This is a genomic window from Bradyrhizobium sp. RDI18 (assembly GCF_043203335.1).
Lineage (GTDB): Bacteria > Pseudomonadota > Alphaproteobacteria > Rhizobiales > Xanthobacteraceae > Bradyrhizobium > Bradyrhizobium retamae.
Genome location: NZ_JBICRN010000006.1, coordinates 817,513 through 839,603 on the forward strand (window position 1 = coordinate 817,513; position 22,091 = coordinate 839,603).

Below are 22,091 nucleotides of genomic sequence, written 5' to 3' on the forward strand. Positions count from 1 at the left end.
AGGCGGGCCTAACGGTTCGCCATCAAGTACGGCCCGGAAGCGCCGAAGTTACACCGATCCGTCCCGGACCTTCTCACTTTCCTGCGAGGGAGCGACCGGCACGGAGCGCGGGGCGACCGGCGGACGGCGCGGCCTGGTTCCGGCTTGCCGGTTGGCCTCCGCCAACCGCGCCTCGCGCACCCGTTCCCGGGCGCGGGCGCCTTCGCGGTAACGGGCCAGCGCGCCCGCCGCGGCGGAATGGCCCCGCCCCCACAGGCCGATCAAATGCCCGGCTACGCGGCCAGTGGCGCCGCCCGCCCAGACCAGTTCGAACGGCGAGAACAGTTTCCACCGGTCTTCACCCCACAGGATGCTGCGCGCGATGACCTGCCCCGCCATTGCCGAAGTGTTCAGCCCGTGCCGCCCGAAGCCGCTGGCAACCCACAGCCCTTTGCGCAACTGGCCGATCTGCGGCATGCCGTGCACGGTCACCCCGACCGCGCCGCCGAACACGTCTGATATCGGGACTTTGCCGAGCGCTGGGAAGATGGTGGCAATGCGGCGCTGAATGAGGGGGCAAAGCGGCGCGGCCGCGCTTCCCAGGTGGTTTCCGGGCTCGCCCACATCAGCCGGTCGCCGTCGATGATTCGGAAATGATCGATGCCGTCACTGTCGGCCACCGAGCCCCTGAAGGCGATCACCTCGCCCAGCCGTTCGCCGAGCGGCTCCGTCACCGCGGCATAGCGCCAGACTGGAAGCAGCGTCTCCGACAGGCGGCGTAACGGGGCGCCGAGATGAACGTTGCCGGCCAGCACGATATGAGAGGCGCGCAGCCGTGCCGACGGCGTCACGATGCGCTTGCGAATGCCCGACGGATCGATGCTGACGACCGGGGTATCTTCGAAAATGCGCGCGCCCGCCCGCCTTGCCTGCGCGGCAAGGCCACGGATGTATTTGCGGCCGTCGATCTGGAACGCGCGCGGATAATAGATGCCGTGGAAATAGCGCGCCGTCCCGAGCTGATCGCGAACGCGATCGACCTGCCATCCCTCGACTTCGGTCTCGAAATCCCCGCTCAGCGTCTGCAGCCGGCTGATCAGCGTCTCGCCGGCATCGACGTTGGAGACCTCCAGCGCGCCTTCAGTGAGCGCAATTCCCGGCATCGCCTCTTCGGTTGCGGCGGCGCGAACGTAATCGGCGCCCTCCTTCGACAGCGCCCACAATTCGCGCGCGTCTTCGATGCCCACGCGCTCGATCAGGTCGCTGATCGGAAGACTGTAGCCCGGCATGACGGTACCGAGTTGATGGCCGGACGCGTTCCAGCCGACATGCCGGCCTTCGAGTACAGCCACGCTGGCGCCGCGTCGCGCGGCCTCCAGCGCTACCGTAAGACCGGCAAGTCCGGCTCCCACCACGCAAATGTCGACATCCAGGTCGAACGAAAGACGCGAGCGAAAAGGGCCGTCGTCGGGGCCGTTGGTCGCACTTGAGAAAGTCTCGGGCATGGCGTTTCTTACGGCCGGCTGCAGCGCTTGTCACCTCGTCCCAGACATGAGCTTGTAGATTAGTCCAGACTAAGACCGAATCGAGATCGCGCCAATGCGCCGTTTGATGCTGCTGCGTCACGCTAAGACCGAACACGATGCGCCTTCGGGCCATGACCACGACCGCCGACTCGACGAGCGCGGACGGCGGGATGCCGTCGCTATCGGAACCTGGATCGGCCGGCATCCGCCTTTTTCCCGACGCAGTTCTGGTTTCGACCGCGGTGCGGGCGCGGCAGACCTGGGAAATCGCACGCGACGCGATTAAGGATGCAGTGCGGGAACGGCCGCCGAAGCCGCAGGTCGAACTGCTCGATGAACTCTACGGCGCAGAGCCGACGCGGCTCCTGCGGATCATCCGCATGGCCGAGGTCACCGACCCCGCGCGCCTGATGCTGGTCGGCCACAATCCCGGCATGCATGAGCTGGCACTGATGCTCGCCGGCAGCGGCGACGCGGCGGCGAAGAAGGCGCTCGAGGACAATCTGCCGACCGCGGGACTGGCGATCCTCGACTTTGCCACCGAGGACTGGAGCGAGGTGGCGTTCCGCCGCGGCAAGCTCGTGCGCTTCACCAGCCCGAAATTGCTGAAGCAGGCGCTGGACGATTGAGGCGCGCGGACATCCAGGCTCTCCCGTGCTAAGCTCGCCACGATGCAGTTTTCGAGCGAATTAAGAACAAGTTCGCGTAAAAGAAAGCGCGTCAAAACAAAGGGCTGGAGTCGGGTTCTGACAAATCAGAACCGCACGGGCTGCAGCGGGAGGCTCAGATGTTCAAGTCGATTCTCGTGCCGATCGATCTGGCTGATACCGATCTGGCCAAGCCCGCGATCGCGACCGCCGCAACGCTGTCGCAAACCTGGAGCGGCTCGGTACGATTGCTCAATGTGTTGCCGATGACGCCGGTGATGCTGGCGGAATACGTGCCGGCCGATTTCGACGCCCAGCAGCGCGCGACCTCGGAGGAAGCGCTCGCGATCGTGGCGCAGGAATCCGGCATCGACGCGCCGCGCATTTCCACCGCAGTGCGGAAGGGCGGCATCTATCACGAGATCCTTGAAGAGGCAGCCGCCGTCAAGGCCGACCTTATCGTGATGACCTCGCACCGCCCGGCGATGCGGACCTATTTTCTCGGCTCCAACGCCGGCCATGTGGTGCGCTATGCCAAGTGCTCGGTGCTGGTGGTCCGCCACTAGTTGGAATGCAAAGCACTAACGATCTCGTATCCCGGACGCCGTGCGGATGCGCGTCGGCGCTGCACCGCAGGGCCCAGACACAAAATATCGAAAACAACCCCATGCAAAGTAGGACGGACCGGGTCCGCAGCGGCGCACGACGCAAGCCTGCCCGATCGATTGACCGGGCCGTTGGTATTGCAGGTCGATGAAGTCGAACGCGTCTCACATCATTCGCCCGTACATCGGATCGATGACGCCGCGCACGGCCGACGCTATCTGGCTGCGCTCGACACCAATGTCGCGAAGCGCGCGATCGTCCAACTCGCAGAGCGTTTTGATGGCTTGGCGGCGCGCAAAGTAGGTTACAACGGCGTTTACCCAGTGACCGAGCAGGCGGAAAAAGCCACCAGCGAAGGTTCGGGACGCAGATTGACCTGCCGTCTGGGATATCGTCGTCATCGTTCTTCTCCTTGCTTTCGCGCGGCAAAGCGCTGCCGTCGATGCAAACGCCATCCGAGCGTTAGCATCTATTGAGTTCTGATTGCTTGCACCCCTCTCAGTGCAATCACGGGCTTGATGGGTTCAAAATGATCCGATACATTTCTCGGTGCAAGGAAAACATTGCTCTCGGTGCAATAATGTCGAAGTTCGAGTATTTGAAGCTTGCCGATACCGTCGCCGCCGAGATCGCCAACGGCGCGCTCAAGCCTGGCGATCGCCTGCCGCCGCAGCGCAGCTTCGCCTATCAGCGCAAGATCGCGGTCTCGACCGCGAGCCGCGTCTACACTGAGCTGTTGCGCCGCGGCCTAGTGGTCGGCGAAGTCGGACGCGGCACGTTCGTGTCTGGCGAGACGCGGCGCGGTATCGCCATGCCGGCAGAGCCGCGCGGCGCGCGTATCGATCTGGAAGTGAACTATCCGATACTGCCGACGCAATCGGCGATGATCGCGAGAAGCCTGGCCGGACTGGAGCGGCCCGAAGTGCTCGATCTCGCGTTACGGCACTCGACCACGGCAGGCACGCTGGCGGCGCGGACCATTTCCGCCGAGTTTCTCTCCCGCGAGGACTGGTCTCCCGCCCCCGATCAACTCGTCTTCACGGCGAACGGACGGCAATGCATCGCCGCTGCGCTAGCGGCCGTGGTGCCGAGCGGCGGCCGCTGCGGCGTCGAGGCGCTGACTTATCCGTTCATCAAGGACATCGCCGTCAGGCTTGGCGTGACGCTGGTGCCGCTTGCGATGGATGAGAACGGCGTTCGCCCGGACGCCGTGCAGAAGGCTCACCGCGAAGCGCATTTGTCGGCGCTGTACGTTCAGCCGACGATTCAAAACCCGCTCGGCATGACCATGCCAGCGGCGCGCCGCGCCGATTTGCTGCGCGTGGTCGAGAAGCTCGGCCTCACCGTCATCGAGGATACGGTCTACGGCTTTCTTGACGAAGAAACCCCGATGGCCGCGCTCGCGCCGGATAGTTGCATCACGCTCGACAGCCTGTCGAAGAAGGTGGCGCCCGGCCTTGCCCTCGGCTTCATCGTGTCGCCGCCGCGGCTGCGCGAACGCGTCATGTCCGCGGTTCGGTCGGGCGGATGGACCGCTTCGGGATTTGCGTTTGCCGCCGGACAGCGGCTGATGGCAGATGGCACCGTTGCCGAGCTGTCACGCCTGAAACGCATCGATGCGGCACGGCGCCAGCAGATGGCGGCCAAATACCTCGCCGGATTCGATGTTCAGGCCAACGTCAAATCCTACCATCTCTGGCTGACCTTGCCCCAGCACTGGCGCTCGCAGACATTCGTCGCGGCCGCGGCCCGGCGCGACATCGCGTTGACCCCTTCGACCACCTTCGCGGTAAGTCCAGGCCACGCCCCCAACGCGGTCCGCCTGGCGCTCGGCGCCCCCAGCACCGAACAGCTCGATCTGGCGCTGCGAACGTTGTCGGGAATGCTGACGGCGAAAGAAGACGTCGATACGACCGAATAGCGCTAGTACCTCTGCACAGAGGTTTTGACGGGTCGGCAGGGCAGCATTGCTGGGTCCCCCTAACGTCTGGGTTCAGTGAAGGTCAGTCTGCCTTGGATGGACCGCATGGGCTACGGGCTGCCGTGACGCTACGTTGATTTGATGGCCGGTGTACCCCAGATAGCTGCCGACTTGATGCGGCGCCGCAAGTCGGCAGCCCTGGGCCAAGTAAGCGACATGCGCAGCGCAGCAAGTCTCGGCGTCTCCGCAGCATTTGGGTCTTGCTTAGCTACAGCGCTCCACGGTAGGCGCAGCATGAACACCGAACCTTCGCGCCGGCATGCTCGCCCTCCAATATCAAACCCGCGGCGATTTGCTGGCAGCCACAAACCTACAGCGAGCCGCGAGCGCTCTTGGTCCGCTCGAAGGCGGACAACTCACCATGTCAACGATTCACTCTGCCAAGGGACGGGAATGGACCGCCGTTTACATCATGAACGCGGTGGAGGGATGCATTCCCTTTCGCTTAGCTGCCTGCCGCGAAGAGGAGCGCCGCCTTCTCTTTGTTGCCATGACTCGCGCCAAGCGGCATCTCGAAATGCTCGTGCCGAAGGGGTTACGTAGGGTCGGCAACGGCAGCGTCGGGCTGGCCGCACGCCGTTCATATCGAAGCGCATGCTGCCGTTGTTTGACCAGAGCCAACTTCGATAGCGGCCAAAGCCGGATGCTCATCTGATACTCCTGGCGAGCGTCACACAGACATCAACATCCTCGTCCTCGGCCGGTCAGTAAGGCCACCAATAACATATCGTCACTTCGCGTTGTTTTCCCATAGTTCCTGTCACAAAAGTTTCGCAACGCACTACACCAGATACCCCGCCGGCGGCCATCTGATCTCGAACCTTTATAGCGTCCTGGAATGAGCCGGTTTGGGCAATGACTTCGGCGTTACCAATAGGGCCACCTCTAGTCGCTGTCCGATAGTTCCCCTTCGTCTTGTTAAGAGAAGCATCTGCGGTAAATCCGGGAATGTTCATTGACGGTTCCTTTCTTCGTAACATCGGGATTTGATGCACGAGCCGTTAGCCATCGCAGCCCTGGCGTTACGGCGACCTCCTTGCCGTGCGTCGGCGCTGCCATCACGCGACTGACTTACGCAGTCCTCGTTAGCAACAGGAGTATTCCGTCTCTACTTGCCCATCAGTGTACACGGTCCTGCTCCCACGGCAATTGGCATAACCCCACCTTACGGTGTGCAATGCCAATGATAATCGGAGGCCATGGTGAGCAACTGGCAGACATGAATGTTCGCGTCGGTTGCACCCCGTCCGTCGTACCATGGTGACCGCCGCCGACTCGATAGATCTTACTGATTTGGCCGAGGGCCGCTTGAGCGGTGAATTCTAGCATGGACACGGTGCATCTCCCTTCGTCGCTGAACACTTCCAACCGCGGTACGACAAATTATCGACCAGGAGCGGAAACCTTCTCGCCGGTAAATTCTGGCAAGTTCTTAGCTCGCATGTTGGCAGCTAAAGGGCGACGCTGGTTGCAAATTCTCGACATGTGCTTCGGCAGTTATCCATGCATAGATCATAAAGGCCGCCACCCGGACCCATTCCACAGATATGTGAACATGCGGCCTCACACCCCTGGCCCGGCAGTCCGATAGGTCCGTATGGGCCGGTTGCTCGACTCATCTGCACTGTCGAGGCTGACTCCAGCACCTTGGGTGCGAGGACGTAGTAGCACCTGCCGGACCTGAGAAGCGAAGCTTCCGCGGTAAAACCTGGCAACGTATTCATCGCATGTCTCCTTTGGCCAAACGCTTAAGTTCAACGATCATAGTACGGTGACATTTTGGTCACCAGGAACGGAAACTCCTCCGTGACATCGACGCGCACAAAAAACTTCTCAGTAAAATCCGTGTTCCGGTTCGTGTAGGAAAAGATGACATCGACGACTCTTCGCGTGCCGCTCAAGGGCGAAGGCCGCACCTCAACCCCGGCCAGTGAGAAATTCCCTGCAAATTGTTCGGCCGCCTTGGCGTAGATTGCAGGATAGCGCACGGCGAGATAGTTCAACGCGCGATGCTCGTCGGTCGCGCCGGCATTGTCGGTCATCTGCATGATCCGGTCGAAGAGCTCGCGGCTGGCTGCCCCAAACTCTTCAGCCTGTACTCCTTCAGGCTTCGGGATCGCCTCGATGAGCGACTCGCGCGAAAAAGTATAAGTCTGGTCGAACATCACGATTGGAACCATCAGCCCGTTGCAAAACTCCGGCGGGGCAATGGGGCCGCGGGTGCCGATCACAAGGCTGATCCAGGCGCTCTCGTGAGGTTCAATCGCACTAATGAGAAGATCGATATCCGCAGGGTCTCGCGGCACCAGGATGTAGGTTTCGAGTCCTTGGATCATCAGGACCCAGCACATTTGCCGCGCGAGATAGCGGCTCTCGCGTCGTGACAAGACCTGATGGAAGGCCTGCTGGTCCGTGCGGCCCGCGGTCTCGGCCCGGCCGGTTGCTTGGGCCATTTCTTTCTCGACCGAAGGACGCGGAAAGCGCGCCTCGATCTGGCCAAGCGCATAGACATCGGAGGGCGCCATCATCGCGCCTTCTGTGCCCGCCCCCCGCAAGTGGGGCAGGGGAGCGGACCCATTTGCGCGGGCTGCGCGCCTGCCAAAGATTTCGGCGAAGCCTGCCTCGGTTCGAGGGCATTGATCGCAGCAGCCCCGGCTCTCGCGGGTGGGATCTCTCTGGCCTCGCTCGATCCGACGGCGGCGTTCTCACTTGCCTCTGAGTGTTCCATGGGTCTTTCCCTCCCTCAATCAATCTCGCGTAGAAGATCAACGCGTGAAAGCCACCCAGCGGTTCAGAGCAGCGGAGCGGCGCTCGCAGCCGCCGCAGGGCCGAATGCCCATGGCGTAAGTCATGCGCTTGACGGCATCGCCAAGGCCGATCTCCTCGTCGTTAATGAAACCGGGAAGCCGAACGCGGTAAGGACCTGCTTGGCCAGTCTCTTGGGTGTTGTCCTTTTCCTCTTGCATGGTTCACCTCCTCGAATGGGTCGCGAGCAGTTGGTAAGCCGCCCAGGCGTTCAACAACGGGGGTGTCACATTGGTTCGCGCCCGCGCATGGGCATGCACAAAGGCCAAGCGAATTTGGGCAGCGCTCAAGGAAGGGAATTGCGACCAGACGAGCGCAATTGCGCCAGTCACAAAGGGCGCCGCGGCGCTTGTTCCGCCCAAGGTAAGGGGCTTTCCCTCGGCGCCCAAGCTCGTAATTTGCTCGCCCGGCGCACGAAGACCGTGACGCCCGATCGAATGGCCGAGATTTGACTCATTCAGCGGTTTGCCGCTCAAACCGCAAGCGGCGACTGGAATCACCCACGGGTGGCCGGTGATGACCGTGCTGCCGACCGTGCCCTGATTGCCCGCCGCGGCGACAATGACGACGCCCCGCCGGGCGGCATGATCGAGCGCCTCCAAGAGCGCGCGTTTCGCTTGGGTAGAGGGCTGCATGAGCGCAAGGCTTAAGTTGAGCACGCGCGCACCCGCCTCCATGCAGGCCAGGATCGCAGCGGCAAGCTCCCCGGGCTCGGCGCTTGGTTGCTCCAAATCGCCGGGCTCCGTCTCGGTAAAAACGGGACAGACAAGAAGCGTGCAGCCTGGGCAGATTGCCGGGGCAGGAGAGCCGCGCTTGGCGGAAAGGATACCGGCCACAAACGTGCCGTGTTGACACGCGGCGCTATCTTTTCGAACACAAGTGCTGCCAAGTTTTCCGTGCACCTCACGGACGTGGCCAAGCGTTAGATCCGGGTGATCTGTTACGAGGGGGCCGTCGATCAAGCCGATGGAAATTTCCGGCCTACCAGCGCTCAACTCCATGAGCGCTGCAAGCTTGACCGCATCTAGGGCGCTCTGCCCGCTACCACCCCCTTGAGGAGCGGGGCCCTGATTTTGTGCAATGAATGCCGCTCGGAGCACCGTTCCCTCCGATCGTGTGCACAGCTTTTCGGGCCCTTACTCGGTTCCGACGGAACGGAAATGCGCCTGCGCCGCTCATTGGGCCCAAACACAAGGCTTAGCAGACGCGTCCTGAACATCTAACCTTGGCACGAAACCAAGCGGCAACGCTTTCCGGCGGCCCATCGCCCCCTTCGCGCCGTCCAAGAAAATATCTGCACGCACTGTGGTCGGAGGTCAGCGCGCGCTCTTGAAAGGCAATCGACCTTTAGATCGGTAGCGCCGATATTGGCTGCGAAGTTTTCAACGCCGATGCGTTTTTCTATGCGCTCCACTCAATTTAAGCGTGCCACAAGTTACGTTTTGGAGCAATGGTTTTGACTGGCCCAAGGTCTGCAAAACCGTATGAAGTCCGGTCTCACGCAGACAGCCGACATGGCGGTTGCTGCCGCGCTGTTCAGCTCAGGGCCAAAACCGTCCGTGAGCAATCGCAGCAAAGCAGTCCTATTCGATCACCTCATCGGCGGTGGCGAGCAGCGTCGGCGGCACTTCGAGGGCGAGTGCCCTTGCGGGCTTGAGGTTGATCACCAGGTCGAACTTGGTGGACTGTATATCGAGAAGTCGGCGCGGATTTGCGGCCATGAAAATCCGCCCGGCGTAGATGGCCGTTTAGATGTCGCGATCGCTCAACTCAGCCCCTCGGTACAGGAATGCACAGAACGGCGGTGAGCTATTTCGGCCTACCACTTCAAAGCGCGAGGCCGTGATTGGAGCTGCCACACATGGTTATCGTGAGCCGGGCTTGCCGGGCTTAGTAGGTGGCGCGGGAAGTGCGAAGACGGTCTGAATTCCCACCGCCGCCACGTCGACACTGATGCGAACGCCCCCTTCATCAGGTGCGACGACGCTCGCCTCTATCCAGCATTTATTACCGTCTGACTGACACTTGATCACTAAGCCGCTGGTTGTATTGCACTGGAAGGTTCCGTCACGGTTTTCAACAAACGACCCTCCGCCCTCTTGGCAACCCTTTTTGAATTCTTCCTTCATGCCCATGTGTCTCTCCTTGCTGCTTACCACGTCCTGCACTTTGGCGAAGGCCGAGATCCGAAGTATGGGCTTAAGGCGGGGATCCGCATCGAATGTCGCTGGATCGAATGCCCCACCTTGAATCTAGCTAATCGTTTTGGCTCCTGGCCTCCTTTGTCAGAACGCGTTCCACAATATATCCCGAAACTCTTCGCATCGCGAGACGGTGTAGCACCCTGTAGTAATACTGTTGCGGTTTTACACTCGGACGCGAGGCACGACCGCGGTCGATTCCAGAGTGACCGGGAGGAGCAACCCGGCGCTGTGCGTGCAAAGCCCGCGGCAACGCCACTGCGCCGCCGAGAAAGGTTATGAACTTGCGACGGTTCACTGGCCGGTCCCGACCGTGCTTCGAAAAAAGGGTAGCACGCCTCGGTACGGCGGGAGCTTGCTGCGCTGCGGGATTTCGACCCGGCTTATGACCGCAGTGGGTCACGGGCTGCCTTCCCGAATGCGTTAGCGCCACGGCCGCTGTACCCCAGATAGCTGCCGACTTGCTGCACCGCGCAAGTCGGCGGACTCGGGCCAAACCCGGTTGTGCGCTCCCGCGCCTCATTTCGGCTGACAGATGCAAGGCAGTTCGATCGGACAACCCGTCAAAACCTCTGCAGAGGCACTAGCGGTTACGCGGCTTGCCCGCCGGCCACTCCGCGATAAAGCCCCTCGCCTTGTACGGCTCGATCTTGTCCCATTCGTGGAGCATGCGGCGGCTGAATTCGGCGTCGGTGTGCCAGAGCGCCCGCGGCGTCTTGAAACTGTCGACCATGACCAGCATCTTCTCCACTTCCGGCCAGTGCCGGTGCAGCGTCATCGGATAGCGGCGCGCGGTCCAGGTATTGCCAAGGCAGATAACGCTGCGGATGTTGGCGAGGCCGAGCGCAGCGTCGATGATCGGCAGCGAAAGGATCACGTTTTCGCCGGTGTTCATCGCGCGGTCCTCTCTCAGGATGATGTCGGCCGGAACGCCCCGCGCGATCATGGCACCCGCAATGAGGTCGCATTCCGACAGATCCGATCCCGGCGTCACGCCGCCGCTCACGATCGCCCAGCGAAAATATCCGTCGCGCCACAGCCTGCAGGCTTCATCAACGCGCTCCTCGACATCCTCGCGCGTTCCGAATACGAACAGCAGATCGGCCGGCCGTAACGGCGTCTCGATCAGATGCCGCGCGTTGATCGCGGCAATCTCGGCCTCGGTTGGCGATCGCCTGTTTCGATCTGTCACGGCAGTTCGTCTGATAGCGAAAACGGTCCGATCATGATGCCGTGCGTCAGGCGTCCGGCGAAGTCACATTTCATTTCGCCTCATTTCGCGGGATTGCGAGGCGGCGGCGGGAGCAATGTCTCGGGCAGCTGATCGAACGTGTAGAGGCGCGGCTTGTTGCGCCAGATGAAGCCGCCCATCTGCCATCCGAACAGGGCGGCGAACCCGACCAGAAACAAGGCGCCTGCGAATTCACCGGTAGCGACTGCGCGCGCGAGCAATCCTGCGATCGCGATCGCGACCAACGCCAATAGCAGACAGCCGCCGGCATAGGTCATCGGCCCGATGCCGCCGATCAACGCGACGGTGCCGCGCGCGGCCTTCAGGCGCGCATGCAGTTGCTCGATGAAGGCGCGGTAATCGCGGTCCTGCGGCGTCATCAGCACGACGGTGTGCCAGCTTGTCGAAAAAGCGGTGATGCGCTGGCCGCTCTTGTGTTCGATATCTGCGCGAAAGCGGCGCGACTGCATCGACATTGGCCGGTAGGAGAGACGCACAGCCACGATATCGGCATACGGCCAGATCCCCGCCTTTCCCCTCGCCTGCCACGACAGCCCTTCATCCCTGAGTTCGAATTCATGCGCCGATCCGACCAGCGATGCCTTGTAAACATAGCGGGTTCCGGGCGTGCCCTCGCCTGCTGTCGTGGCCTGTTCCGTTAGTGAAGGGGGCAATTCAAAAATCCCGTGGTCGGTTGAGTGCGGCCTGCTTGCGCCGCGAGCCGGCTTTACCTTACAAGCGGGCCATGGCCGATACGACTTATTTTCCGCGTCGCCTGATCCTGGCCGGCGCGATTGTTTCCGGAGTGCTGCTGGCGCTGGCCGTGCACATGTTGGGCGCGCGTTACCGGCTCGACCTCGGCGGCCTGTGGCGAACCGACACAAGCGAATTCATGCCCGCGGGCGCGGCAATCGCGTGGTGGCTGATCGCGACAGTGGGCTTTTCCGGCGGCTATTTTACCGCCGACCTGATGCACAGCGCGGCCTCGGGCCAAATTCCGCAGCGGATGCGACAGTTCCTGATCGCAGTCGGCGTATTGATCCTTGCCGGCGCCGGACAAGCCGCCTCGGCGCCGAGCCCGGTCCCGACAGTGTCGGGCGTGCTCGCCGGCCTTGCGGCCTTATGCCTCGGCGCCGTGATGGCATTCTGCGGCGCGCATTTCGCGTTGCGCAAAGGTTAATGAACTAAGGCTTAAAGAAGCAAGACTCGAGAAACTAAGCGACGACCCGCGCCCGTGGCTTCGATAGCATGGTTTCCACCTCGGCAGCGGGACGCGGCGGGCTGAACAGATAGCCTTGCGCCTGCGTGCAGCCCTCCTGGCGTAAGAGGTCGAACTGCGCGTCGGTCTCGACGCCTTCAGCCGTGGTGATGATACCCAGGCTCTTGCCGAGGCCGGTCACGGCGCGGACGATCGCCATCAGATCATCGCGCGTCGCCAGTTCGGTGATGAACGAGCGATCGATCTTGATCTTGTCGAACGGGAAGCTGCGCAGGTAACTGAGGGACGAATATCCGGTTCCGAAGTCGTCGAGCGAGATCCGGACGCCAAAGGCGCGAAGCTCGTGCAGAACCGAAAGCGTCGCCTCGCTGCTCTGCAGCAGGACCGATTCCGTGATTTCGAGCTCGAGCCGGTGCGCGGGAAGACCCGAGGCTTTCAGTGCCTCCATCACCGTCGATAACAGATTGGGACTCTTGAACTGCACCGGCGACAAATTGACGGCGACGCCGACCGCCTGCGACCACTGGGCCGCGTCGAGGCAGGCTCGGCGCAACACCCAATCGCCGATCGGCACGATCAGGCCGGTTTCCTCCGCCAGCGGAATGAAGTTGGCCGGAGAGATCATGCCGCGTAGCGAATGATTCCATCGCACCAGCGCTTCGAAACCGACGACGACATCTTTGGCGACGTCGCGGATCGGCTGGTAATAGACTTCGAATTCTCCGCGCTGCAGCGCGGCGCGCAAGTCGAGCTCCAAGAGCCGCCTTGCCTGCGCGCGGGCGTCCATCCCTGTCTCGAAGAAGCGGTAGGTGCCGCGGCCGTCCTCCTTGGCGCGGTAGAGCGCGAGGTCGGCCTTCTTGAGGAGCTCGTCGGGGTTCTTGCCGTCCTCCGGCGCCAGCGAAATGCCGATGCTGACCCCGATGACGAGCTGGTGGCCGGCAATCTCGTAAGGCGCGGAAACCTTCTCGACGACGTGGCTGGCGAGCAAGGAAACGGCGGACGGGTCGCAATCGTTGCAGAACTGCACGATCGCGAATTCGTCCCCACCCAGCCTCGCCACCGTGTCATTCTCGGTGATGCATTCGCCGAGACGGCCGGCGACTTCTTTCAAGAGCGCATCGCCGACCGGATGGCCGAGCAGATCGTTGATGTCCTTGAAGTGGTCGAGATCGAGACAGAGCACCGCAAGCTGATCGCTGCGTTTGGCGAGCCGCAACGCCTTTTCGAGTTGCTCGCGGAACAACGTCCGATTCGGCAGATTGGTCAGCGCGTCATGGCGCGCCATGTGGGAAATCTGTTCCTGGGCAGCCTGCCATTCGGTAATGTCCTCGAAGGTCGCGACCCATCCGCCGCCCTTCATCGGCTGGTCGACGACGCGGAGCGAACGTCCGTTGCGGCCGATCGACTTGGTCACGGTGTTGCCGGCCTTGGCATCCGCTACCACCGCAGCGAAGAATTCATCGGGATCGCCGTCCCATTCGCCGACCGATTTCAGTTCGCGCAGAACGTCGATCAGCAACCGGCCTTGCAGCGGCATGCCGGACCGGTCCATCAACTCGACGTAGCGCTGGTTGAATAGCAGGATGCGGCCGTCCGCATCGAACATGCAAAGTCCCTGCGACATGTTGTCGAGCGCGGTATCGAGCAGGACTTTCTGTTGATGCAGCTCGCCCTTGGCGCGGCGATCGATCATGGCCGCCAGCAGCGACAGCCCGAGGATGGCGAACGCCGCCACCGCTGTCAGGAAGGAAAGCGCGGTCGGTGAAATCGACAGCCCGTCGGTCCCGAGCGTCGGGTCGGGAATCAGCGTGACGGCGCCCATCGCCGTGAAATGATGCGAGACGATGGCAATCGTCAGCAGCCCCGTGGCGCCCACGGTATGGGCGGGATTGTCGCGACGCACGGCAACAAGAAGCGCCATGGCGGCAAACACGCTGCCAAACACGATCGAGGCCACAACGATGCCGGGCGACCACACAATGAACGCCGGAAGCTCGAGTGCGGCCATGCCGGTATAATGCATCGCTGCGACGCCCGCGCCGATCACCGCGCCACCAATCGCAACCACCGGCCAACGTGCGCTCGACAGCGCAATGCACAGACCGACGGCGACGATGCCTATCGCGAAGACCAGCGACAACAGCGTAACGGGAATGCTGTATCCGGCTCCTGCGCCGGGATCGTAGGCCAGCATCGCGACGAAATGGGTGGCCCAGATCCCGCAGCCGCCGACCGCTGAGTCGAGGCCGATCCAGATCGCGCGCGTACGGCCGCGCGAGGCCCTGGCACGATGAAACAGACTGATGGCGACTGCGCTGGCGAGCCAGCAAATGGCACCGGCAAGCACGACCAGACGCCAGTCATGCTCGGTAGTGAGACAAGTTAGGACGCGGTACATACAGACCCCCGAAGGCCTGTAACAGCACCGCTATTGGTATATTTGGCGTAACCACCGCGACGCAGTTGCGCGGATGGTGAACAAACGCTTTTTGGCATGCCAGGCATGCCGGCACGGAGACGCCGCGCGGGCTACGTACCGGCGCGGCGTTTTGCCTCAATGGCGCGATGAATCAGCTTGCGGCTCGCAGATTGACCTTGCCTTCCGCCAGCGAGGTCAGCTTCTTGTCGACCTTCTTTTCCTCGTCGAGCGTCTTCTGCAGGATGCTGGCGCAATCGTTGCGGCCGAGCTGCCGCGCCCACGCGACCAGGCTGCCGTAACGGGTAATTTCATAGTGCTCGGCAGCCTGGGCGGCGTTGATCAGGGCCGCGTCCAGCACGGCCTTATCAGCGATTTCGCCCGCGACATCGTCGGCTTCCTCGATGATGCCGTCGATCGCCAGGCAATCGACTGCCTTCACCTCGGCGCCGTGCATGCGAAATATCTCTTCGAGGCGCTGCACATGCGTCTTGGTTTCGTCGAGATGGCTCAGGAAACCCTGCTTGAGGTGCTTCTCGGTAGCCTTTTCGGCCATTTTTGGCAGCGCTTTCACGAGCTGCTTCTCGGCATAGTAAATATCCTGCAATTGATGGATGAACAGGTCGTTCATCGTCTTGATGTCTTTCGTGAACAGTCCCATTGCGGTTCTCCTTCATTTGGGAACACGCAGGGCGCAGGCCTCGTGCTGGCCGAGCGCGCGCGTCATGTTCGGTGTTTGGAGGCTAACTTGCTTGCGAAAAAGGACGTTCCTGAAAGCCGCGAAAACGCCGCGATGGAACGGACGGAACGGCGCGGCAAAAAGCGCCCGCGGAACGGACCTCGTTGCGACTCAAATTCGTTAATGCCGCGACATATGTATGGCGTATGACAAAGGCGGCGAACGACGCCAAAAGGCATGCTTGTCAAGGGCTGCACAACGGCCTGGTTTTGGCTTATGGGTTTCGCGCACGGTGCCTCTGACCGTCGACTGTCACCCGTCGTGACAGGCCCCATCTTTACGTATTGCCGCCCCGCCGGGAGGATGAATGCATCGGCTGCTGACCGCGCTCAGGCGTGGCTTCAAGGAGAAGATCGGCTGGAAACGGCTGGGAATTGTCGCGAGTCTTCTCATCATAGCTCTTGCGATCACCCATCTGGTGCGCACCCTCAAGGGCGTCGACACCGGGGTCATTCTGACTGCGCTGACCGAAATCGCTCCGCATCGCATCGCGCTGGCTGCGCTGTGCGTGGTGGGTGCGTTTTGCACGCTGACTTTCTATGATTTCTTTGCCCTGCGAACCATTGGCAAGACGCACGTGCCCTATCGCATCGCCGCGCTGTCGAGCTTCACGAGCTACACCATCGGCCACAATATCGGCGCCACCGTGTTTACCGGCGGCGCGATCAGGTTCCGGATCTATTCCGACTACGGCCTGACGGCAATCGATGTCGCAAAAATCTGCTTCCTTTCGGGCCTCACCTTCTGGCTCGGCAATCTGTTCGTGCTCGGCCTGGGCATGGCCTGGCATCCCGAGGCGGCGTCGGCGATGGACCTGTTGCCGCCGGCCATGAACCGCTTGATCGCGATCGGCTGCCTTGCCGGCATCGCCGCCTATTTCGTCTGGCTATTGATGGGCGAGGGCCGCCGCGAACTCGGCCAGAACGGCTGGAAGGTCGTGTTGCCCTCCGCCCGGCTGACATTGCTGCAGGTCCTCATCGGCGTCGTCGATCTCGGCTTCTGCGCGCTGGCGATGTATCTGTTGATGCCGATGGCGCCGCACATCGATTTCGTTTCGCTGGCGGTGGTATTCATCCTGGCGACGCTGCTTGGTTTTGCCAGCCATGCGCCCGGCAGCATCGGCGTGTTCGACGCGGCGATGCTGGTGGCGCTGCCGCAGTTCGGCAGGGAAGAATTGCTGGCGACGCTGGTGGTGTTCCGGATCCTCTACTTCCTGATCCCCTTCGGCATCTCGATTTCGATCATGGGGACGCGCGAAGTCTGGCTCAGCGTGGTGCAGCCCTGGCAGGAACGGCGCCGGCTCAGCGAAGCCTGTACGGCCAAGGCCAGGGTGCGGCAACCGATCAAGGGCCGGCAACCCTGAAGCTGGTAACGGCGTCGTTATCTGCGCCGTCTGGTGTTTTGGGCCGAAGCTGCCTCATTCTCTTATTTCTGCCTTACCACTAACGTCAAACGACGCCATGGCTGGAATTCTCCTACGTTCGATGATGTCGGCCGCGCTGCTTGCAGGCGTGCTGACTGGAATGATCACGTCCGCTGCGGAAGCCCAGACCGCCCGCGGCTACGGGCCGCTGCAGATTTCCTGGGAGGTGCGTAACCGCTTCCGCCTGTTCCGCGAGGAGCGAGATTTCCTGCTGCATGCCGAAAGCGGACGCGGCCGCAGTGTGCTGGCTTCGGAGCAGGTGCTGGCGATCCAGAGCGATGGCCGCGGCTGGGCGCGCAACACCGTGAACCGGCTCTGTATCGATCTTGCGGGCCGCGTCAGCGAGCCCTGCACGCGCGACAACACCAAAGAAAGCTATCTGACGCCGATCGATCATCCGGTCGTGATCCGCCTGACGGGCCCGGTGCCGGTCGGCGCGACCTGCGCCTGGACGGTCGACGACGGCGATGGCCCGCAAACTTCCACTTTCGACTGCGCCGAACCGGTCAATCTCCGCGTCCGCTATGGCCGCACCACAGTCGTGACCGCCGACGTATCTTCCTCGGAGGGCACTCAGCGCGTCTTCACCGAGATCGCGGTGCGCGACATCTTCATCGCAGGCCTCGGCGACAGCATCGCTTCCGGCGAGGGAAATCCGGACCGTCCCATTGCGCTCGCCGATGAAGGTTTTTGCTTCCGCTCCTACCTCGGAACGGCGGCCTCGCAATATTACCGGCCGAGCCGCGCGGGCTACAAGGGCGGGCGCGCGTGTGAGGCGCCCGATTTGCTGACGGTCTGGCAGCGGCAGAGCGCGCTCTGGTTCAACCCTGCCTGCCACCGTTCGCTCTACAGCTATCAGACCCGGACCGCACTGGCCCTTGCCGTACGATATCCGCACATCGCGGTGACCTATCTGCCGCTGGCCTGCACGGGCGCCACGATTGCCGATGGGCTGTTCGGCTCGCAGCGCGCCCGCGACTGCTTGCCGTCGAAATCGGGCGGTGCGTGCCAGGGCACCGTCAACGGGCAACTGGCCGAATTGCGTGAAGCCGTCGCCGCCGCGAAACGTCGCCAGTCGGACCGCCAGCTCGACCTGGTGCTGCTGTCGATCGGCGCCAACGACATCTACTTTTCCGGCCTTGTCGCCGACGTCATCGTGGACACGGCGACCGAACGCGCGCTGTTTCGGCGCAGCGGCGTGATGGCCTCGGTGGACGACGCACGCAGTGCGATGACGCGGGACCTGCCGCAGGGCTTTGCCAAGCTGCGCGAGGCGCTGAAGCCGCTTCTCGGCGGCGACCTGTCGCGGGTGGTCTACACCGCCTACGCCAATCCGACGCTGTCGAATGGCGGCGCGCCCTGCCCCGGCGGACGCGCCGGCTTCGACATTCACCCCTCCTTCAACGCCCAGCCGCAGCGGCTGGCGGCCGTGTCGAACTTCGTCGAGAGCGAATTCCTGCCGCAGTTGCGGGCGCTGGCACTCTGCGAGGGCGGCATCCTGTGCCGCAATCCGCGCGCCGACCGCATGACCTTCGTCGACAGCCACCAAGCCAATTTTGCCAGCCACGGCTTCTGCGCACGCGCCGAAAGCGATCCCGAATTCGACCGGCAATGTTTCTCGGCGACCGGCGACAGCTTCGATCCCGATCTCGTCACGGCCGCCAACCAGCCGATGCTGTGCGGCCGCAGCGCCGGCGAGTACCGCGCCTATCTGCCGCGCGCGCGCTGGATCCGCGACGCCAACGACAGCTACTTCGCCGCCATGACCTACCCGCAAGGCCTGCCGGCATCGCAGCAGCCATCCGATATCCATGATGCGACCTGGGGCGTGTTGTCCGCGGTCTATGGCGGCGCGGTGCATCCGAGCGCCGAGGGCCACGCCGCGATGGCGGATGCCGCCGTGCCGGCCGCCGCCGCCGTGCTGCAGCTCGATGCGGCGGTGCCTGAAGTCACCTCGCAACCAATGCAGCCAATACCGGTTTTGCCGGAAGTGCCGCGTCCACCAGGCAGAACCGGATTGAATTAGCGTGCAGGTGCCGGTGCTGGTGCAGTGGTCTTCTTGGGCGCTGCGGGGGCCTTTGCCGCACCGGCGGGTTGCTTCATCGCTGCGGCCTGCGCCGGCAGATATTTTGCGATGATCGCGGGATCGACCTGCGCCAGCGCCGTATCCGGCAGCCGCGTCCAGACCTCATCTCTGCCTAGCAGCGAGATGCCGAGATAGCCGCGCATCGTCAGCGTCTGCCCATCGGGACTGAGCGTCATCTTCGCTTTGTAGATCTTGCCATCGCGCGGATCGAGCACGTTGCCGTTTTCGTACTTCAATCCCTCGCGCTTCATGTCGCGGATGAAGGAGAGCCCGAGCCACGGCGCATCCTTTCGATCGTCAGTGCATTTCGAGCAGGTCGGATTGGGAGCATCGCCGGGTTCGGAAAAGAGCTTGGCGAACACGCCCTCGAAGGCGCCATTGCGATCGACGACGAGAAACCATCCGACCGGCTTGCCCTTCTCGACCTTCTCCCACAGCCCGGCGGCAGAAGGTTCAGCCGGCTGCGCGGCAAGTTCACCGGCGAACGCGAGCCCGATCAGAAGCGGGAGTATCAGTTGAAACACGGTCAGCTTGCGCATCGTCATCACCTGATCAATTCCCTAGATGAATGGCCGCAGACTAAGGCCATTTCGCGGACGGTTCCAGTGACGATCGGCAGGCGCGCCCCCGAGAAAGTTCCGCGAACGTCCTTTTTGGGAAATCAACTGACCCCGAGCTTCTTCTGCAGACTCGACGACGAGGTGGTGTACTGGAACACCAGCCGCTTGTCCGGATAGACGTAGCGGTGCGCCTTCTGCGCCATCAGCGCGCCCTCATGGAATCCGGACAAAATCAACTTGAGCTTGCCGGGATAGGTGTTGATGTCGCCGATCGCGAAGATGCCGGGAACATTGGTTTCGAACGCCGCGGTGTCGACCGGAACCAGATTGTTCTCGAGCGCGACGCCCCAGTTCGCAACCGGACCGAGCTTCATCGTCAGCCCGAAGAACGGCAGCATCGTATCGCACTCGATCTTCGAGACCGCATTGTCGTTGCCCTTCATCATCGCCGCCGACAGCTTGCCGCCCTCGCCGTCGAGCGACGTCACCTGACCGATCTTCAGATCCATCTTGCCGCTCGCGACCAGTGCACGCATCTGCTCGACGCTGTGCGGCGCGGCGCGGAAATCGTCGCGCCGGTGAAGCAGCGTCACGCGCTTGGCGATCGGATGCAAATTGAGCGTCCAGTCGAGCGCGGAATCGCCGCCGCCGACGATCAGGATGCTCTTGTCGCGGAACTGCTCCATCTTGCGCACGGCATAGAATACCGAAGTGCCTTCATACGCCTCGATGCCCGGCACCGGAGGACGCTTGGGCTGGAACGAACCGCCGCCCGCGGAAATCACCACCACCTTGCACTCGAACACCTTGCCGGCATCGGTGGTCACGCGGAACAGCGGATCGCCGACCTTCTCAATCGTCTCCACCATCTCGTTGAGATGGAAGGTCGCACCGAACGGTTTGATCTGCTCCAGCAGCGCCTCGGTGAGGCCCTGCCCGGTGACGAAGGGAATGCCGGGAATGTCGTAGATCGGTTTCTCCGGGTAGAGTTCGGCACACTGGCCGCCGATCTTGTCGAGGATGTCGACCAGATGCACCTTCATGTCCAACAGGCCCAATTCGAAGACCGCGAACAGGCCGCACGGACCCGCGCCAATAATCAGCACATCGGTTTTGATCGCTTCGCTCATATCAGCTTCTTTTCGGTTGAACCTGGCGAAATGCCGCATCTGTCTAGCCAAGGCAGCGGCAACAGGAAAGCCAAATATCGCACTGCTGGCCGCGGCAACCCCTTGCCGTCATTCGACAAGTGGGCTGTAAGGAAACGAGACTTTCGGAGATGGCCCCGTGAATGCCCACTTGCGTCCCGACGCGACCCCGCGTCTGGAGGATTTTCCGTACCGCTTGTCGGACAATGTGAGATTTGCCGACCTCGACCCCAACCAGCACGTCAACAACGCGGTCTACGCGACCTATTTCGAAACCGGCCGCGTCACGCTGATGAAGGACCCCAGCTATGGTTTGATGCCGGACGGCTTTGCCTGGATCATGGTCCGGCTCGACATGCATTTCCGCGCTGAATTGCGCTGGCCTGGTACGATCGAAATGGGACTGGGCGTCGTCAAGTTCGGCCGAACTTCGGTCACCTTCGATCAGGTGGTTTTCTCCGAAGGCAAATGCGTTGCATCGGCGCAATCGGTTTCGGTGCTGCTTGACGAAGCTACGCGCAAGCCAACGCCATTGACGCCGGAGATCCTGGCCAATTTTCAGCGCTGGATTCGCCGCGGAGCAAGACCGACATGATGCGCGCGCGGTGACGTCTTCCGGAGTTCAGGCCTGTCGTTCCGGCGTCGACACCACGAGGCCGTCGAGGTCGTCGCTCACCTTGATCTGACACGACAGGCGCGAGTTCGGCCGCACGTCGAAGCCGAAATCCAGCATGTCTTCTTCCATCGGGGTCGGCGCGCCGACCTTCTCGCGCCAGGCCTCGTCGACATAGACGTGACAGGTTGCGCAGGCGCAGGCTCCGCCACATTCGGCTTCGATGCCTGGAATGGCGTTGCGGATCGCGGCTTCCATCACGGTCGCGCCGTTCTCGACTTCAATGGTTCGTTTTTCGCCCGTGTGGTCGATAAAGTGGATTTTGGCCATGATCGCTCGTGCTGCCGGAATAGTAAGGGTCCCGGCAGTCCTATAACGGGTCGATCCGCGCAGCGCCAGCGGTCGAGACGAAAACCTGAGGCAGCATTCTACCGGGATTTTGGCCGATCCGGACTGCTCCGATCAGGAACGATGCAGAACCGCCTCGATCGCTGCCCGCGCCTGCGCAACCGCCACGTCCAGTTCGGCGAGCGGCGCTGATGCGTTGGAGCCACCAGCGATTGCCGCCTCCAGCCGGGCTGCGGCGTCGGCGACCGCAAAAGCGCCGATCGCACGGGCCGACCCCTTGAGCGTGTGCGCCAGCGCGCCGGCATCCGCAGGCATGGCGGCGAGCCTGTGCACCAGTCTTGCCGATTGGGCCGAGAACATCGTCAGTACCTCCCGCTCGAGGCCAGCATCGCTGAACGTCATGCGGTCGAGATGTTCGAAATCAATCGGCCCGTCGCCGGGAACCAGCGGTGGCGATGGCATCCATTCTACCCGTTCGAGATGCAGCGGCATGGCAAGGTCCGGATCGCCCTGCCGCGTGATTCCCGGAGGGGCATTTTGGTCAGCCAATCACGACAGCAGTT

General features: G+C 62.5%; 21 protein-coding genes and 2 pseudogenes. 8 read left to right on the forward strand and 15 right to left on the reverse strand.

Annotation, left to right across the window (positions count from 1 at the left end):
- Positions 1 to 48 precede the first annotated feature (48 nt).
- Positions 49 to 1,484: pseudogene (locus ACFXS9_RS04980) on the reverse strand (NAD(P)/FAD-dependent oxidoreductase).
- A gap of 94 nt (positions 1,485 to 1,578) precedes the next feature.
- Here ACFXS9_RS04980 and ACFXS9_RS04985 point away from each other — a divergent pair.
- Positions 1,579 to 2,134, forward strand: a pseudogene (locus tag ACFXS9_RS04985) (SixA phosphatase family protein).
- Positions 2,135 to 2,292: 158 nt separating this feature from the next.
- Positions 2,293 to 2,718 (forward strand): universal stress protein, encoded by a 426-nt coding sequence (locus tag ACFXS9_RS04990; RefSeq protein ID WP_028348607.1) that lies wholly within the window; start codon positions 2,293 to 2,295, stop codon positions 2,716 to 2,718.
- 204 nt (positions 2,719 to 2,922) lie between these two features.
- Here the strand turns inward: ACFXS9_RS04990 and ACFXS9_RS04995 are convergent, their stop codons facing one another.
- On the reverse strand, positions 2,923 to 3,159 hold the full coding sequence (locus tag ACFXS9_RS04995; RefSeq protein ID WP_392685627.1) for a DUF1127 domain-containing protein: 237 nt from the start codon (positions 3,157 to 3,159) through the stop codon (positions 2,923 to 2,925).
- Between the two features lie 179 nt (positions 3,160 to 3,338).
- Here ACFXS9_RS04995 and ACFXS9_RS05000 point away from each other — a divergent pair, with 179 nt between their 5' ends.
- Positions 3,339 to 4,679, forward strand: a complete 1,341-nt coding sequence (locus ACFXS9_RS05000) for a PLP-dependent aminotransferase family protein (RefSeq protein WP_057843982.1) — start codon at positions 3,339 to 3,341, stop codon at positions 4,677 to 4,679.
- 319 nt (positions 4,680 to 4,998) lie between these two features.
- Positions 4,999 to 5,394 carry a 3'-5' exonuclease gene (locus ACFXS9_RS05005; protein ID WP_392685630.1) on the forward strand — a complete coding sequence of 132 codons (396 nt, stop codon included), beginning with the start codon at positions 4,999 to 5,001 and terminating at the stop codon, positions 5,392 to 5,394.
- 1,099 nt (positions 5,395 to 6,493) lie between these two features.
- Here the strand turns inward: ACFXS9_RS05005 and ACFXS9_RS05010 are convergent.
- From ACFXS9_RS05010 to ACFXS9_RS05040, 7 genes are all read right to left on the reverse strand, one after another.
- Positions 6,494 to 7,267 carry a hypothetical protein gene (locus tag ACFXS9_RS05010; protein ID WP_392685633.1) on the reverse strand — a complete coding sequence of 258 codons (774 nt, stop codon included), beginning with the start codon at positions 7,265 to 7,267 and terminating at the stop codon, positions 6,494 to 6,496.
- Between the two features lie 237 nt (positions 7,268 to 7,504).
- Positions 7,505 to 7,705: a hypothetical protein gene (locus ACFXS9_RS05015; RefSeq protein WP_392685635.1), complete on the reverse strand. Its 201-nt coding sequence runs from the start codon at positions 7,703 to 7,705 to the stop codon at positions 7,505 to 7,507.
- Positions 7,706 to 7,708: 3 nt separating this feature from the next.
- Positions 7,709 to 8,545: a S8 family serine peptidase gene (locus tag ACFXS9_RS05020; protein ID WP_392685637.1), complete on the reverse strand. Its 837-nt coding sequence runs from the start codon at positions 8,543 to 8,545 to the stop codon at positions 7,709 to 7,711.
- A gap of 582 nt (positions 8,546 to 9,127) precedes the next feature.
- Positions 9,128 to 9,265, reverse strand: coding sequence for a hypothetical protein (locus tag ACFXS9_RS05025; RefSeq protein ID WP_392685638.1), 138 nt, complete (start codon positions 9,263 to 9,265; stop codon positions 9,128 to 9,130).
- 144 nt (positions 9,266 to 9,409) lie between these two features.
- Positions 9,410 to 9,679 carry a hypothetical protein gene (locus ACFXS9_RS05030; RefSeq protein ID WP_392685641.1) on the reverse strand — a complete coding sequence of 90 codons (270 nt, stop codon included), beginning with the start codon at positions 9,677 to 9,679 and terminating at the stop codon, positions 9,410 to 9,412.
- 649 nt (positions 9,680 to 10,328) lie between these two features.
- Positions 10,329 to 10,937 (reverse strand): YdcF family protein, encoded by a 609-nt coding sequence (locus ACFXS9_RS05035; RefSeq protein WP_392685644.1) that lies wholly within the window; start codon positions 10,935 to 10,937, stop codon positions 10,329 to 10,331.
- 80 nt (positions 10,938 to 11,017) lie between these two features.
- A complete protein-coding gene (locus tag ACFXS9_RS05040) occupies positions 11,018 to 11,650 on the reverse strand; it encodes a hypothetical protein (RefSeq protein WP_392685646.1) in 633 nt (210 codons plus the stop codon).
- A gap of 71 nt (positions 11,651 to 11,721) precedes the next feature.
- Here ACFXS9_RS05040 and ACFXS9_RS05045 point away from each other — a divergent pair, with 71 nt between their 5' ends.
- Positions 11,722 to 12,156 carry a hypothetical protein gene (locus tag ACFXS9_RS05045; RefSeq protein WP_392685649.1) on the forward strand — a complete coding sequence of 145 codons (435 nt, stop codon included), beginning with the start codon at positions 11,722 to 11,724 and terminating at the stop codon, positions 12,154 to 12,156.
- A 34-nt stretch (positions 12,157 to 12,190) separates the two neighbouring features.
- Here the strand turns inward: ACFXS9_RS05045 and ACFXS9_RS05050 are convergent, their stop codons facing one another.
- Together ACFXS9_RS05050 and ACFXS9_RS05055 are read right to left on the reverse strand one after the other, a co-directional pair.
- Positions 12,191 to 14,593, reverse strand: a complete 2,403-nt coding sequence (locus tag ACFXS9_RS05050; RefSeq protein ID WP_392685651.1) for an EAL domain-containing protein — start codon at positions 14,591 to 14,593, stop codon at positions 12,191 to 12,193.
- A gap of 172 nt (positions 14,594 to 14,765) precedes the next feature.
- A complete protein-coding gene (locus ACFXS9_RS05055) occupies positions 14,766 to 15,272 on the reverse strand; it encodes a ferritin-like domain-containing protein (RefSeq protein ID WP_392685654.1) in 507 nt (168 codons plus the stop codon).
- Between the two features lie 385 nt (positions 15,273 to 15,657).
- Here ACFXS9_RS05055 and ACFXS9_RS05060 point away from each other — a divergent pair, with 385 nt between their 5' ends.
- Both ACFXS9_RS05060 and ACFXS9_RS05065 read left to right on the forward strand, forming a co-directional pair.
- Positions 15,658 to 16,713 (forward strand): YbhN family protein, encoded by a 1,056-nt coding sequence (locus ACFXS9_RS05060; RefSeq protein WP_392685656.1) that lies wholly within the window; start codon positions 15,658 to 15,660, stop codon positions 16,711 to 16,713.
- 97 nt (positions 16,714 to 16,810) lie between these two features.
- Entirely contained in the window at positions 16,811 to 18,799 is a 1,989-nt protein-coding gene (locus tag ACFXS9_RS05065) for a hypothetical protein (RefSeq protein WP_392685659.1), read from the forward strand.
- On the opposite strand, the gene ACFXS9_RS05070 is transcribed toward ACFXS9_RS05065, so the two are convergent.
- Together ACFXS9_RS05070 and ACFXS9_RS05075 are read right to left on the reverse strand one after the other, a co-directional pair.
- Complete coding sequence (locus tag ACFXS9_RS05070; RefSeq protein WP_392685662.1) at positions 18,796 to 19,398, reverse strand: DUF2147 domain-containing protein; 603 nt, start codon at positions 19,396 to 19,398, stop codon at positions 18,796 to 18,798. The genes ACFXS9_RS05065 and ACFXS9_RS05070 overlap by 4 nt on opposite strands.
- A 122-nt stretch (positions 19,399 to 19,520) precedes the next feature.
- Positions 19,521 to 20,549: an NAD(P)/FAD-dependent oxidoreductase gene (locus tag ACFXS9_RS05075; protein WP_392685665.1), complete on the reverse strand. Its 1,029-nt coding sequence runs from the start codon at positions 20,547 to 20,549 to the stop codon at positions 19,521 to 19,523.
- Positions 20,550 to 20,706: 157 nt separating this feature from the next.
- Between ACFXS9_RS05075 and ACFXS9_RS05080 the strand changes: the two genes are divergently transcribed.
- Complete coding sequence (locus ACFXS9_RS05080; protein WP_392685667.1) at positions 20,707 to 21,162, forward strand: acyl-CoA thioesterase; 456 nt, start codon at positions 20,707 to 20,709, stop codon at positions 21,160 to 21,162.
- Between the two features lie 27 nt (positions 21,163 to 21,189).
- On the opposite strand, the gene ACFXS9_RS05085 is transcribed toward ACFXS9_RS05080, so the two are convergent.
- A complete protein-coding gene (locus ACFXS9_RS05085; RefSeq protein ID WP_028348595.1) occupies positions 21,190 to 21,510 on the reverse strand; it encodes a 2Fe-2S iron-sulfur cluster-binding protein in 321 nt (106 codons plus the stop codon).
- Between the two features lie 132 nt (positions 21,511 to 21,642).
- Positions 21,643 to 22,020: an Hpt domain-containing protein gene (locus tag ACFXS9_RS05090; RefSeq protein ID WP_392685671.1), complete on the reverse strand. Its 378-nt coding sequence runs from the start codon at positions 22,018 to 22,020 to the stop codon at positions 21,643 to 21,645.
- Between the last annotated feature and the right edge of the window lie 71 nt (positions 22,021 to 22,091).

What these genes read in the sequence shown, in the direction of transcription:
- ACFXS9_RS05065 (WP_392685659.1), top strand. Translation starts at nt 16,811, where the DNA reads ATGGCTGGAATTCTCCTACGTTCGATGATGTCGGCCGCGCTGCTTGCA.
- ACFXS9_RS05020 (WP_392685637.1), bottom strand. Translation starts at nt 8,545, where the DNA reads ATGGAGTTGAGCGCTGGTAGGCCGGAAATTTCCATCGGCTTGATCGAC.
- ACFXS9_RS05000 (WP_057843982.1), top strand. Translation starts at nt 3,339, where the DNA reads ATGTCGAAGTTCGAGTATTTGAAGCTTGCCGATACCGTCGCCGCCGAG.
- ACFXS9_RS05050 (WP_392685651.1), bottom strand. Translation starts at nt 14,593, where the DNA reads ATGTACCGCGTCCTAACTTGTCTCACTACCGAGCATGACTGGCGTCTG.
- ACFXS9_RS04990 (WP_028348607.1), top strand. Translation starts at nt 2,293, where the DNA reads ATGTTCAAGTCGATTCTCGTGCCGATCGATCTGGCTGATACCGATCTG.
- ACFXS9_RS05070 (WP_392685662.1), bottom strand. Translation starts at nt 19,398, where the DNA reads ATGCGCAAGCTGACCGTGTTTCAACTGATACTCCCGCTTCTGATCGGG.
- ACFXS9_RS05075 (WP_392685665.1), bottom strand. Translation starts at nt 20,549, where the DNA reads ATGAGCGAAGCGATCAAAACCGATGTGCTGATTATTGGCGCGGGTCCG.
- ACFXS9_RS05025 (WP_392685638.1), bottom strand. Translation starts at nt 9,265, where the DNA reads ATGGCCGCAAATCCGCGCCGACTTCTCGATATACAGTCCACCAAGTTC.
- ACFXS9_RS05045 (WP_392685649.1), top strand. Translation starts at nt 11,722, where the DNA reads ATGGCCGATACGACTTATTTTCCGCGTCGCCTGATCCTGGCCGGCGCG.
- ACFXS9_RS05085 (WP_028348595.1), bottom strand. Translation starts at nt 21,510, where the DNA reads ATGGCCAAAATCCACTTTATCGACCACACGGGCGAAAAACGAACCATT.
- ACFXS9_RS05010 (WP_392685633.1), bottom strand. Translation starts at nt 7,267, where the DNA reads ATGATGGCGCCCTCCGATGTCTATGCGCTTGGCCAGATCGAGGCGCGC.
- ACFXS9_RS05030 (WP_392685641.1), bottom strand. Translation starts at nt 9,679, where the DNA reads ATGGGCATGAAGGAAGAATTCAAAAAGGGTTGCCAAGAGGGCGGAGGG.
- ACFXS9_RS05005 (WP_392685630.1), top strand. Translation starts at nt 4,999, where the DNA reads ATGCTCGCCCTCCAATATCAAACCCGCGGCGATTTGCTGGCAGCCACA.
- ACFXS9_RS05090 (WP_392685671.1), bottom strand. Translation starts at nt 22,020, where the DNA reads ATGCCGCTGCATCTCGAACGGGTAGAATGGATGCCATCGCCACCGCTG.
- ACFXS9_RS05060 (WP_392685656.1), top strand. Translation starts at nt 15,658, where the DNA reads ATGCATCGGCTGCTGACCGCGCTCAGGCGTGGCTTCAAGGAGAAGATC.
- ACFXS9_RS05055 (WP_392685654.1), bottom strand. Translation starts at nt 15,272, where the DNA reads ATGGGACTGTTCACGAAAGACATCAAGACGATGAACGACCTGTTCATC.
- ACFXS9_RS05015 (WP_392685635.1), bottom strand. Translation starts at nt 7,705, where the DNA reads ATGCAAGAGGAAAAGGACAACACCCAAGAGACTGGCCAAGCAGGTCCT.
- ACFXS9_RS04995 (WP_392685627.1), bottom strand. Translation starts at nt 3,159, where the DNA reads ATGACGACGATATCCCAGACGGCAGGTCAATCTGCGTCCCGAACCTTC.